8 protein-coding genes are annotated in these 13,206 nt (G+C 57.3%); 3 read left to right on the top strand and 5 right to left on the bottom strand.

All coding sequences use genetic code 11. From position 1 onward, the window contains the following. Nucleotides 1–323: 323 nt before the first annotated feature. The 3 genes from ACPPVR_RS01440 to ACPPVR_RS01430 are packed head-to-tail and all read left to right on the top strand — an operon-like array spanning nt 324 to nt 8,411. Entirely contained in the window at nt 324–1,571 is a 1,248-nt protein-coding gene (locus tag ACPPVR_RS01440) for an NAD(P)/FAD-dependent oxidoreductase (RefSeq protein WP_426612524.1), read from the top strand. Nucleotides 1,572–1,577: 6 nt separating this feature from the next. Then, nucleotides 1,578–2,876: a tryptophan 7-halogenase gene (locus ACPPVR_RS01435; RefSeq protein WP_426612523.1), complete on the top strand. Its 1,299-nt coding sequence runs from the start codon at nt 1,578–1,580 to the stop codon at nt 2,874–2,876. 27 nt (nt 2,877–2,903) lie between these two features. Then, nucleotides 2,904–8,411, top strand: coding sequence for an AAA family ATPase (locus ACPPVR_RS01430; protein WP_426612522.1), 5,508 nt, complete (start codon nt 2,904–2,906; stop codon nt 8,409–8,411). Between the two features lie 467 nt (nt 8,412–8,878). Here ACPPVR_RS01430 and istB read toward each other — a convergent pair whose 3' ends face one another. The 5 genes from istB to ACPPVR_RS01405 all read right to left on the bottom strand — a co-directional run bounded on the left by istB (nt 8,879) and on the right by ACPPVR_RS01405 (nt 12,648). After that, on the bottom strand, nt 8,879–9,622 hold the full coding sequence (gene istB, locus ACPPVR_RS01425; RefSeq protein ID WP_426612521.1) for an IS21-like element helper ATPase IstB: 744 nt from the start codon (nt 9,620–9,622) through the stop codon (nt 8,879–8,881). Nucleotides 9,623–9,635: 13 nt separating this feature from the next. Further along, nucleotides 9,636–9,980, bottom strand: a complete 345-nt coding sequence (locus ACPPVR_RS01420) for a hypothetical protein (protein WP_426612520.1) — start codon at nt 9,978–9,980, stop codon at nt 9,636–9,638. After that, nucleotides 9,940–10,206, bottom strand: coding sequence for a Mu transposase domain-containing protein (locus ACPPVR_RS01415; protein ID WP_426612519.1), 267 nt, complete (start codon nt 10,204–10,206; stop codon nt 9,940–9,942). Before ACPPVR_RS01415 ends, ACPPVR_RS01420 begins: the two co-directional genes overlap by 41 nt. 184 nt (nt 10,207–10,390) lie before the next feature. Then, a complete protein-coding gene (locus tag ACPPVR_RS01410) occupies nt 10,391–11,251 on the bottom strand; it encodes a tyrosine-type recombinase/integrase (protein ID WP_029085027.1) in 861 nt (286 codons plus the stop codon). A gap of 143 nt (nt 11,252–11,394) precedes the next feature. Continuing rightward, on the bottom strand, nt 11,395–12,648 hold the full coding sequence (locus ACPPVR_RS01405) for a vanadium-dependent haloperoxidase (RefSeq protein ID WP_426612518.1): 1,254 nt from the start codon (nt 12,646–12,648) through the stop codon (nt 11,395–11,397). Nucleotides 12,649–13,206 lie beyond the last annotated feature (558 nt).

The following is a 13,206-nucleotide window of genomic DNA, read 5'->3' as shown; positions in this document are numbered from 1 at the left end:
ATAGATTCATCAGTCAGGAATTCGATCTCAATGTTGAGGGCAAGTATGCAACGGGTGGCTTGGGGGGTCTTGTAAACGTTGGAGCCGAGACCACTCCCGATGTTTATATTTTCCACATCACCACTGAAGACAAATCTTGGTTCAACTGTCAGTACTGCGGGACCGCGAATGAGCGGCGCATCATTGGACCGCAAATGGACCGGGACCGCAACGTTGAGTTGGTGATCTCTCAGACCTATACTCGCATATCCTATGATATACCATGCCGCTTTAGGCGCGCTCTAGTGCCATAGTCCGGCTTTTCGTGTCACAGTGGTTTCGCCATGAAAGAACATGGTGTGGTGATCGGCGGAGGAATTGGCGGATTATTGGCCGGACATGCGCTCGCCGAACGGTTTGAACTTGTTACAATTCTAGAGCGCGATCACTATCCATCTAGTCTTAACTCCGTGCCTCCAACGCGTCGGGGGGCGCCCCAAAGCCACTGTCTGCACCTCCTGACCGCGCCGGGAGCGGCCGCATTTGACAAATTGGTGCCCAGTTGGAGAGAGGAGGTCGTTGCCTTTGGCGCGATACCCTTTGACGCATCTGGGGATGCCGCCTTGCGCTTCTCGCCTGGCTGGCTCTCCCGAACTCCTTCTGGCGCCATAACATATGCCTGCTCGCGATCACTTATCGAACAAGTGCTGCGCAAACTTTTAGTTTGCAAGCCGAACGTACGTCTACGAGAAGGTCAGAATGTTCTGGGTCTGCTGAGGGGCCATTCGGGCGAGGGAGTGGCCGGTGTTCAAGTGGCCGACTGGAATTGCGGCGGCCAGAAACAGTTATTTGCCGACATCGTCGTAGATGCGAGCGGCGCACGTTCAAAGCTTTCCAGGTGGATTGCCCGCCTGACGAAAGATCAAGAATCCAATCTAGCGAAGACAGTAGTCAAATCCAGGATGGCATTCGTGTCACGGTGGTTTCACCTCGAGGCACGATATGCGCCTGACTGGTTCTGCCTTTCGGTCGCGCCCACGCGAGACGTGCCGAACCACGCCGCAGTGATGTTGCGCGTGGAAAATGATTATTGGGGCGTCGCGCTCCTTGGCCGCGGAAGCGCATCGCTGCCAGCTGACGATGGGGCTTTCCTTGAGTACGCTGGCCTCTGTGATGGCCAGTTAGGAAAGGTGCTCTCCCGCGCCACTCCAGCGTCTCCAATCTATAACCATGTTCCCGTCTCGAATCGCATGATGCATTATGATCGCCTGAGAACCTGGCCAGAGGGGCTACTCGCTTTAGGTGACTCAGTTTGCGTGCTCGATCCATACTTTGGGCTGGGCATGACTTCGACCGCGCGCGGTGCAGTGCTTCTCGGGATTCATTTGGATGAATCAGGTAACGAGGAAGTGTCCACGTTCGGATTCCAGAGAGAACTGGCGTCTTTGAATATCGTGCCTTGGCAGATCGCTACTGGCCGCGATACCGACGGGCGGCCGCTCTCCCGTGATCTAAGTATATTCCGCGGCCTCGCACGTGAGCCTCTCCCAGTGCAACATGCTTCGACGGACGGAAACTCTGATGGAGCTTGAATTTACATGAAAATTGCAGTGCTTGGGGGTGGCACGGCCGGGTTCATTGCCGCTAGCCACCTCACCCGGAGTTTGCCGCAAGCGGCATTGCTGCATGTGTTCGATTCTCGTATTCCCACGATCGGTGTCGGCGAGGGTACGACACCTCGATTCCGAACATGGTTCGAGGAAGTCACAGGACTTGGTCTTTCGGATTTAGCTGAGCGCTGCCGCGCGACTTCGAAGAAAGGTCTTCGATTTGAGAAATGGGGGAGCGTCGGGTCCGATTTCCTCAATCGTTTCCAGCCCACACGACTACTTGGCTACCACCTTGACGCCACTGAACTGGTCCGGGTGCTCGGCGAGTATGTTCGGGCGGAGCGAGTCGACGCAAGAGTCGAAGAAGTGATTAAGTCGGCCGACGGGGCTCGAGTGCGGCTTGAGAACGGCGATACCCATTTTTGTGACTATGTATTCGATGCCCGAGGATTTCCCCCGAACTTTAAGCGCGGGCACGGCGATATGGCAGAGCTCCTGCAGTTGGACTGGATTCCCACTGGCCGAGCGATGCTACGAAGGCTGCCGGAAAAAGATTTGTCCGGAGTGACCCGAGCCGTTGCTCGGCCTCACGGGTGGATCTTTCAGATCCCGCTTCAGGGCTCGACCTCCTGCGGATACATCTTCAATGCTAACATCAGTCCCGATACTGAGGTGGACCACGACTTCACAGCTTTTCTGCACCAGGAAGGCATCTTTAGCTGGATCCCCCGCGGTGCACTCAACTTCCCAAACTTCGTACGGCACAGAGTGTTTGACGGCCGTATCTTCTGGCTCGGCAACGCAGCGGCTTTCCTCGAGCCTCTCGAGGCCACTGCGATCTGCACCGGCGTCCTTGAAATTCGCGAAGCAGCGCGCTTGATCTCAGATCACGGTTCGAACGGTGGGGTAGATCCTGTCCAAGTCGAAAAATTCAACAGGAAGATGCTCACGTATGTCGTACGCAACTCGCTCTTCCTCGCTTGGCATTATGCGTGCGGCTCTGCCTGGGATACTCCCTTTTGGGAATATGCGATGCAAGGAATGGAGCGCGCACGCAAATGTGCGATGGTCCAGCCCCACCTTGTCGACATGGAGGCTTTTGTAGAGGCCGGCCGGGAATTGCCAGGCCTCGCACTCTCGGAATACGAGGACCAAGCGCAATGGGACCGCGAGGCTTACCCACTGTTGCGCCTCTTCCGTCCATTCGGCAATTTCTCCGAACTCAACTTCTCTCAAGTCGGCCATGGGATCGGCTATTATGCTTCTGATCACTTTCATCGAAATTGAAACCGAGAGGTAGCGCGGGAGGCGCACATGTCCTCGATTCCGGGTTTCCAATTGAGAGAGCGGCTTTACGAGAGCAAAAACTCGCTCGTACTGCGGGCGATAAGGGATATCGATGGCCTCCCGATCGTCATCAAAATGCTCAAGAACGAATATCCGACTCTGGGGGAGCTCGCCCACTATCGCCAAGAGTTCAAGATCACCCAGGGTGTTTCACATCCTGGGCTCATTCGTAGCTACGAGCTGCTCCGTCACGAGAAGACTCTCATCATCGCCTTCGAAGATTTCGGCGGCATGTCGGTCAGCGATCTCCTCCGAGACAGGGCACTGTCGCTTGACGAGTTCTTGGAGACGGCCATTCAGATCACGATCGCTCTCGGGTATTTGCATCGCGAACACATCATTCACAAGGATATCACCCCCTCAAACCTGATTATCAACCCTGGTACCGGCGAGACGAAGATCATCGATTTCGGAATCGCGACGCGGTTTTCCACGGAACGCCCCGGCATAAAATGTCCGGAAGTGCTCGAGGGAACGTTGGCTTACATGTCTCCGGAGCAGACGGGCCGGATGAACCGATCCTTGGACTACCGGACCGACTTCTATTCGCTGGGAGCGACCTTTTACGAGATGATCGCGAGGACTCGTCCGTTTGACGCGGACGATGAGATGGAGTTGGTCCACTGCCAGATCGCGCGGGAGCCGATCCCACTATACCGGCGCAATCCCGACGTTTCGCTCGCCCTGTCGAAGATCGTTAGCAAGCTGATGGCAAAGAAGGCCGAGGACCGCTACCAGAGCGCGGCCGGCCTCCTAGTCGACCTGGAGACAATGCGCCAAAGTACCCCGGCCGAGCGGTTCGAGCCGGGCCGGGCTGACTACTCCGATCGGTTCCAAATTCCTGAACGATTATATGGTCGCGAGGGGGAAGCCGAACAGCTTCTTGAGGCCTTCCAGCGGGCACGCATTGGCCGAGCCGAAATGATGCTGGTTACTGGGCACTCGGGTGTCGGCAAATCGGCGCTGGTCCGCGAAATTCACAAGCCGATCACGCGTGCCCGAGGTTACTTCATTGCTGGAAAATTTGATCAGCTTCAGCGCAACATCCCCTACTCAGCTCTCGTGGGGGCTTTCCGCGACCTCGTCCACCAGCTTTTGACGGAGAGCAAGGAACGGCTCTCCGTATGGCGCCAAACTTTCGAAGCCGCGCTCGCCCCGAACGGACGCGTGATCTTAGACGTGCTTCCTGACCTCGAATTAATCATAGGGCCTCAGCCGGCGGTGCCAGAGCTTGGTCCGGCCGAAGCCAAAAACCGATTTAACCGCTCGATCGGCCAGCTGCTACGCGCACTTTGTTCGAATGATAGTGTGGTGGTGCTTTTCTTGGATGATCTCCAGTGGGCCGACTTGGCAACACTGAACCTGCTCCGAGTCGTTTTGGCCGACGACGAGATCCATCGGCTCTTCCTAATTGGCGCTTATCGCGACAACGAGGTGACTGCCGTGCATCCCCTTAGCCTGACTTTGCGTGATATTCGGGAAGGGGGTGGCCAGCTAACGAGCCTTGCGCTTGCGCCGCTGGGGCTCGCCGATGTTGCGAAGCTCGTTCGAGACACCCTGCAATCCAACGCGGCCGAGGTCACCGCGTTGGCTCGGCTGGTTGTCCAAAAGACGCAAGGAACCCCTCTGTTCGTCAAACAATTCCTACTTGCCCTGCATCATGAAAGTCTGATCAAGCCAACGTGGGGAAAGCCCGGAGAGCCCTTCCGATGGACGTGGGACCTCCAGGCGATCAGATCAGCAAATATTACTGACAACGTTTTGGATCTAATGCTCGGCAAATTAAGGCGGCTCGCCCCCACTACTCAGGAAGCGCTTCAACTCGCCGCGTGTATCGGCACTCGGTTCGACATTGACACGCTCGCTCTGATCCGGAAGTCAACGCCTGAGGCTGTTTTCGAAAACCTCTGTCCGGCAGTTGAGGAGGAACTAATCAGGCCTCTTTCCGCGCTCGCCCTGACCGATACAGAAGACGTGATGTCGCCGCTCCTGGTCAGGGAGTTTAGCTTCCAGCACGACAGAATTCAGCAAGCTGCGTACGGTCTAATCGAGCAAGACAGAAGAAAGGAACTTCATCTCACAATCGGACGGCGCCTGCGTGTCACCCTTTCACAGGAGTCTTTGAAGGAGCGACTCTTCGAGGTAGTCGACCATCTCAACCTCGGCAGTGGGCTTATTGGAGACGAAGTCGAGAGGACAGCTTTGGCCGACCTTAATCTTGCGGCCGCGCGCAGGGCTTCGGACGCGACAGCATATGCTGCCGCTCTATCGTATATCGAGATAGCTCAGGGACTGCTAGGCGAGGATGCTTGGGAAACCAACTACGACCTAACAATCGAGTTATTTCGCCGGCGCGCCACGCTGGAATATCTAAACAGCAACTTCGACCGTTGCAGCGAGATCGTCGCCATTACCTTGAAACATGCTCGAACCGATCTCGAGAAGGCAGAGGTTTACTTCACACGTATCGCGCAACACACGCTGCTTGCGCAGTTCCAAGACGCCATCGCTGCCGGCCGCAATTCACTTGCGCTCTTGGGCGTCGATCTGGCTTCGGAAAACATTCAGCATGCCAGTCAGCAAGTAATGCTTAGGCTGGCGGAAAAGCTTGAGGGGCGCGATCCGGCATCGCTCATCGATAATCCCGACCTTGACAATCCGGCGATGGCTCTGGCGCAACGCTGCTTGCGGCATCTTGCGATCGCGGCGTTCCTTTCTAATCAGGAGTTGTGGCCGCTGATCGTCGGAACGTCTGTTGGCATCTCACTCCAATACGGAAATGCGCCGGAATCTGCCTTAACGTTCGCGAACTATGGACGGATTCTTGGCGCCTTCATGGGGCGCTACAAGGAGGGCCTTGAGTTCGGAAAACTGGGGCTGCGCCTCTGTGATCGATTTCAGCGCGGCGCAGCGACTGCGACTGTTTGCTTGGTACTAGGGCACGCGCTACTGCCTTGGGTGCAACACGTACGGCATGCGCTTCCGATCATCAACCGTGGCTATCAGGAGGGTCTCGACTCAGGAGACATATTGTGGGCGGGCTATTTGGTAATGTACCGTGTTTTGTTGGACACGTTCAGTGGAAGGCCCTTGGACGAAGTTCTCGACGGCATTCCCGATCAACTGGACTTCACGTCGCGGACGCAGAACACAGGCGCAGAAGCGGGCATTCTTGCGCACCAGATTGTGCTGTCCACATTGGCCGGTCGTACGGGATCGATCTCTAATTTCGCCGGCGCTAAAGTGGATGAGACAGCATTTCTGCGGTCGTGCGAAGAACGTCACCTCGCGATGGCGATCTGCTTCTATAAAATCCTTAAGGCTCAGGCGCTTTATCTGCTTGGACGACCAAGGGAAGCACTTAATGCGACTCATGAAATTGACGGCATGCTCAGCTATATCGTCAATCACCCCAACCTTGCCGATCGGTTGCTATTCCAGTCCCTATCTTTGGCGGCGCTCTGGGAAGGGACAGGGAGCAATCAAGAGCGGGCTGCGATGTCGCAGCTCCAAGCGAACCTCGCCCAGCTCAAGGTTTGGTCGGAAAACTGCCCGGACAACTTCCTTGCCAAACGGTTGATGGTGGAAGCCGAAATCGCACGTATCACGGGGGACGAAACTGCTATCGAACTCTATGATCAGGCTGTCGAGGCGGCGCACAAAGGAGAGTTCGTGCAGGATGAAGCGCTGGCCAACGAATTAGCGGCCAGATACGTGATGGAACGTCGTCCCAATTCCAGAGTTGGCGCGATGTACCTGCGCGATGCCCGCTACGCTTACCTGCTGTGGGGCGCAAAGCGGAAGGTAGACGAGCTCGAGATAGAATTCCCTTTGCTGCGTTCCGAACATCAAGACGCCCGTGGCCTCGACACCGTTCAGCCATCGACATTTCGATCGGACCCAGCGACCCTCGACCTCAATACCCTGATCAAGGCTTGTCAGATGATCTCCGGGGAGGTCGTGCTTGGGCGCCTGCTAGAACGACTACTCGGCATTCTCATCGAGAACGTCGGTGCCCAGCGCGGACTGCTATTACTCTCGCGGGAGGGTGATCTGTACGTGGAGGCCGAAGGCAGCATCATCTCAGACAAAATCGCAGCACTAATGTCGATCCCGATTGACTCATCAGACGGGTCCTCTCTGGTCCCAGCCGGCATCATACATTTTGCCGCCCGAACAAAAGAGCCAATCGTTCTCGACGACGCTCAACAAGATGAGCGCTTCATGACGGAGGCCTATATTCAAAACCGACAAACACGCTCCGTGCTCTGCCAGCCTATTGTCAATCAGGGCCAGCTGATTGGGTTGGTATACCTAGAGAACGACCTAGTTGCCGGAGCATTTACCAAGGAACGCAAGCAACTCCTGGCACTCTTGTCAGGGCAGATCGCTGTCTCGATCAAGAACGCGGAGCTGGTCGAGCATCTCGAAGAGAAAGTACGGGAGCGCACCGCTCAGCTGGAGCTTCGCTCGCAATTCATAGAACAAACTTTCGGCCGTTATATGTCGAACGAGATTGCGGAGAGCCTACTTAAGTCGCCTGAGGCATTAGATTTCGCAGGTCGCAAGAGGACCGTCACAATCTTGATGTCGGACCTGCGAGGCTTCACAGCCTTCTCCGAGACATTGCCACCAGAAACCATTGTTAGTTTACTTAACAATTATCTCAGCGAGATGATCACGGTAATCCAGAAGTACAATGGCACGATCGACTCCTTCGTTGGTGATGCGATTCAGGCGATCTTCGGAGCACCGTTACAGCGGCCTGACGACGCTGAGCGTGCGGTCGCCTGCGCGCTTGAAATGCAGATAGCGATGGCTCAAGTCAATGCATGGAATGTGCAGCAAGGTTTTCCAGAGATTGAAATGGGCATTGGCATCAACACAGGGGAGGTCGTCGTAGGCAATATTGGCTCACGCAAAAGAGCTAAGTATTCAGTTCAAGGAAGTAACGCAAATCTCGCGAGCCGGATTGAGGGACACACTGTGGGCGGCCAGATTTTGATCGCCGGTGCCACTCGCGAAGCCGTGAAGCAGCCGCTGACGATCCTCAGCACAATGACTATCGAACCGAAAGGCGTCGCGCGTCCGATCACAATCTATGAGGTTGGAGGATTGGCGGGTAGTTATGGGCTTACGCTGCCGCAACGTGACGTTCAATGGTCTTACTTGAAGCCCCCGCTGCCGATAAAATTCCGCTGGCTGATTGACAAAGAAGTCGTGGGAGAGGAGCACGACGGCTTGCTTGTTCGTCTTTCGACGTCGGGGGTTGAAATTCAATGTCGAACGTTACCGCCCAAATTTACGGACTTGAAGCTGCTGTTTAGACCTTCAGACATCCCGTTGATTGGTACAGGGATCTACGGAAAGGTTATCGGGCGATCCTCAGAAAACGGTTCGTTTGTGCTGCATTTCACGGCCGTCCCCCCCGAAGCTCGCAAGTATTTTCTTAGCCTCGGAGCAACTAACGCATAGCGAGGAAGGCGATGAGACGTAGGTCCCAATGCCTGTAGCCTGTCTCCGGCTAGCATAGTCTTAACACAACAATCTTCCAAAAGCCGAAAAAGTCAGTTGATTTCTCTGCACCCTGCTTAACCCGCAGGGTGAAGTGAAGCATCGACGCCCAGATGCTAAATAACAGCGCATCAAGAGCGCTCTCCCGATGGCCTGCAAATTAGGTGCGCATTCCAGGGATGGTGATCAGGCGTTCCAGACGATGGTGATCACGGATTCCAGATGATGGCGATCCCTGGAGACGAACACGGCTGACGAGCTTATTTGTGCTGGAAACGGCCTCCTCGTCAAGGCTGGGGGTTGGTTCGAAGATCGTTCCGGCGGTCCATGGGAGGGCCCCGCGCGCGGCGCGGAGTGCCCCCACGAGCGACGCAGCGACGCGCGCGGGAGGGGCCTGTGGGCCGGCGGGACGATCGTGCGCGAGGTGCTCACAGCTTTTTCTTTTCGCCGGCTTGGCGCCGCAGACTGTCGCCCTTGAGCTCGATGCGATGAGCATTGTGAATGATTCGATCCAATATCGCATCGCCGAGGGTGGGATCGGCAATGACATCATGCCATTGCGACACGGGCACCTGACTCGTGATCAACAATGATCCCTTGTCGTAGCGATCATCGACGATCTCGAGCAGATCACGGCGCTGGTCGGCGGTGAGCGGTTCGGGTCCCCAGTCGTCAAGGATGAGGAGGTTGACGCGCTCGAGGGCTGCGATCAGGCGGGCCAGACGGCCTTCGCCGCGCGCCTGCGCGAGATCTGCGAACAGGCGGGGTGCCCGTTTGTAGAGGACGGAAAAGCCGTCGCGACAGGCCTTGTTACCGAGCGCGCAGGCAAGCCAGGACTTACCTGTGCCGGTTGGGCCGACGATGACCAGGTGATTGGCATCCCGGATCCATTGGCAGGTGCCAAGGCTCTGGAAGAGCGAACGGTCGAGACCACGGGCGGTACGATAGTCGACATTCTCGATGGTGGCGGCTTGACGGAGCTTGGCGCTGGTCAAGCGACGCGTGATGCGACGGTTGTCGCGGGCGGTGACCTCGCGATCGACGAGGAGACCGAGCCAATCGGCGTTCGGCATCCCAGCTGCCTCGGGATTGTTCTGCAGTTCAGTGAGGCCATCGGCCATGGCGGCGAGGCCGAGGGCCCGCAAGCGATCGACGGTGGGGTGAACGAGCATGCTGATCTCCTGATCAATTGTAGTAACTGCGGCCGCGGATGTTGGCGTGGAAGAGAATGGGCGTCTCGTCGGTGGGCGGAGCGGCCCTGTCGGTGCCGTTCTTGAGGATGGCGGCGACCGATTTGTACGAACGGGCGTTGAGTAGAAGGGCACGGGCGCAGGCGGCGTCGACGCGCTCCTGACCGTAGCGCTTGACCAGCCCGAGAATGCCGATGGCGGAGCGGAAGCCCTGTTCCGGATGCGGTCGCGACCGCAGGATGACGTCGATCAGGGTGTCGACGTCGGGGCCGACCTTGGCGGCTTCGGAACGAATACGCTCATGCGTCCAGTCGCGATAACGACGATGCGAGCTCGGCATATGCTCGGCAATCGTCGTCGGGCGATGCGGCAGGGTGCTGCGCAGATGCGACGCCACCCGCTTGCCGCAGGAAAATCTCGACGGTCTTTTGGGTGACGCGGGTCTCGACCTCTTGACGCACGAGGTTGTGAGGGACGCTGTAGTAATGCTTGGCGATCTCGATGTGATAATCGAGGTTGACCCGGCAGCGCTTCCACTCGGCATACTGGTACGGTTCATCCGGCAAGGCAGTAAGCGCCGGACGATCGAGCTCTTCGAACAGGTCACGCCGACTTCGCCCCCAGCTCACGACCCGACCGAGATGACCGGCATGTACACGGCGATAGGTGTCGCCATGCCGGCGCAGAATATCGGCGATCTCGATGGCGGGCCTGTTGGAGCGGCTGTCATCACCCGCTTCCCGCCGCGGATCATCCAGGTGGCGTCACCTCCAGCGACAGGCGATCGAGCGGGCTCTGGGTCGCTCGGATCGTATCGGTGGCGACCTGCGTGTAGCGCGCCGTCGACGACAAATTGTTGTGCCCGAGCAAGACCTGAATGATCCGGATATCGGTTCCGTTCTCGAGAAGATGTGTCGCGAAGCTGTGGCGCAGCGTGTGCAGCGTGACGCGCTTGGTCAGGCCTGCAGCCTTCACCGCCGACCGGCAGGCGGCATGCAACACGGTCTGATCGATCGGATGATCTTCGTCACGGCCAGGGAACAGATAAAGCCGCGGCCGGGCGAGCCGCCAGTAGGTGCGCAGGATGCCCAACAGCTGGGGCGACAGCATCACGTTGCGATCCTTCGCGCCCTTGCCGTGGCGCACCTGGATGACGCCGCGGGCGCTGTCGATGTCTTCGATCCGCAGTCCCGCAACCTCCGAGGCCCTGAGCCCGGCCGCATAGGCCGTGGTGAGCGCGGCGCGGCTCTTCAGGCTCGATACCGCTTCAAGAAACTGAACCACTTCGTCGGCGCTGAGCACGACCGGCAGCTTGCGCGGTTCTCGCGCATAGGGAATGCGCTCTGGGATGAGCGCCTCGCCGAGCGTGACGCCGTAGAAAAACCGTAGCGCACAGACAATCTGGTTCAGCGCCGGCCATGATATGCCGGTCGAGACCAGATGCACCTGGAAGGCGCGGACGTCTTCCAGCTCTAACCGGTCAGGTGATCGGCCAAAATAGCGGCTGAACTTCGAAACCGCGCTGATGTAGGATCGCTGCGTCGCCGGCGACAGATTGCGGACGGTCATGTCTTCGATCATGCGGCGGCGAAGAGGGCTCAAATCGGCCATCTCGATACTCCTGTCTGAGGGGGTGGGCTCCAACACCCACATCCTCTCAGCCAGGAGGCGATCTACGCCACCTTGCCCCTCACGCCGCGGCAGCGGCTTCGTTCAATCCGTGATCACGATCGGCTGGAACACGCAAATTAGGCTCAGGGCTTGGGATCGGCCGATGCTTCTTGGCCGCGGAGCTGCGTCGCAACCGTCAACTCGCCGATCTTCATGCCCATATCTTTGCCCACCGCTGTCGAGAAGCGGTAGTGAAAGCCGGAATAGATGCGCGCATTGGCAACCTCTGCGCTGTAGTCCTGGAGCCGGGTCCATTTGCGGACAACGCCCGGTGCGGTAGGACTAGTCAGCGAGAACTCACCAAACTCGTCACCGACGATGTTCCGAAGTACCGTCGAGATCGCGGCGGAAGTGATGCAATGTGCGCATGGATACTCCGGATGCATCGGAGTATCGCCGAGTGGCAACCATGATTCTTCCCTGGGCGTTGCCGCATTCTGTGTGATATCAGCGTTGCGGATTGCCGTTATCGGGCGCCAGAAGTTGTAGTGATATTTCGCATCGAACACCGCGATGACGGCATCATTGCCGGCGATCGAGGCAAGCGCGAAGAGACGAGCGCAATCAACCACATCCATGTTCTTAGCCGTCGCGGCTTGCCGGACAATTGGATTGTAGGTGCGAGGTCCCACCAGGAACCAGAATCGTCCAATTGCAGTCTGCTCTGCCGTCCGAACGGTGCTGGTACGACCGCCAATTTCACGAATCTCGTTGACGTCTCTGGTCCACGTCTCGGAATCCAACGCAGGGGGTGGCCCCGGACGGAACTGCGAGCCAGATGTCATAGCCCAAGGCTTCGAAGCGCCAATTGCGGAGAAGAGGGGTATGAGCGTCGGCACGTACACGCCGGGCCTAGTGAAGGGGCGGTAGTTTTCCTGTGCGTTCGTACCGTCGCTTTCCCGTAACGCGATCACACCGTTAGCGGCTTCTTTCCCAAGTGCAATGCCTTTCGCCTTTCCGTCCGTTTCCGGAATGCCGGAAAGCGAAGCCGCAAGGGCTGTATCAAGCACATTTCTTTGATCTGGATAAATCGAAAGCAAAATCTCGTAGGCTGCCGTAGCCGCGGCCGCTTCCTTGGAGGTTGAGTGATCCGCTGAAAGCGACAGCTTATATGGTGCATATCTTCGTTCTATCGCGTTCACCGCTTCGAACATGGCAATGTGGAGCATTGACATTGCCCGGCTCTGCTGCGCAGGCGGAACCTGTCTTTCCGCGGCAATGGCGTCGCCTTTCGCATTCCAGTCCATGATGACATCGGCATAAGCGGTTCGGACGAAGACCGCGGCGGATGCAATTGCGAACAATAGTATGAGCTTAGTTGCAAACAACGTTTTCATCTTCGTACTTCTCCTTTGAATCAGAGCTATGCGGACCCAGTACGTGCCGAAGAACGAGGAAACGAATTGAAAAGTATCAAACGAACTTGAGCATGTATTGTGAAGTAGCTTACAATCCAGTTGCTCGCGACTGCAGAAGCTTTCGCATCGATCGCGGCTCAACTGAGCCGAATAAGTAGGCCTTCCTGACCTTCCAGCAAAGCCGGACGATAATAACTGCCAGCCAAATGTAAAAGTCATAAACGGTGAGGCACCGCAGCAAACACTTTTTCACCTTGTGTCAATCGGCCCTTTAATTGCGGATTGATGTCAACTCTCGTTTTGAAGCCATTCGGCAAGACGGTAGCGCTCGGCCCGTCGGAGCGGGTCGGGGTTGCGGAGACGGGACGAGCGCGGCTGGTAGATCGATAGCCAGCTCGGTAGTATTGGTCGATTAGCCCTCACCCAAATTTCAACAATCCGCTGCCCTCGCTGAGGTCATGGTCCTTTCCGAGGTCGCAAGCGCCTCATGATGATGTCCGGATCGGGTGCCTCATCGTTTGCAACGGCGTGCGGACG

The sequence above is a fragment of the Bradyrhizobium sp. McL0616 genome, from assembly GCF_049993385.1.
Taxonomy (GTDB): Bacteria; Pseudomonadota; Alphaproteobacteria; order Rhizobiales; family Xanthobacteraceae; genus Bradyrhizobium.
The sequence above is the reverse complement of the archived record's forward strand: the minus strand, read 5'-3'. Positions and strand labels throughout refer to the sequence as shown.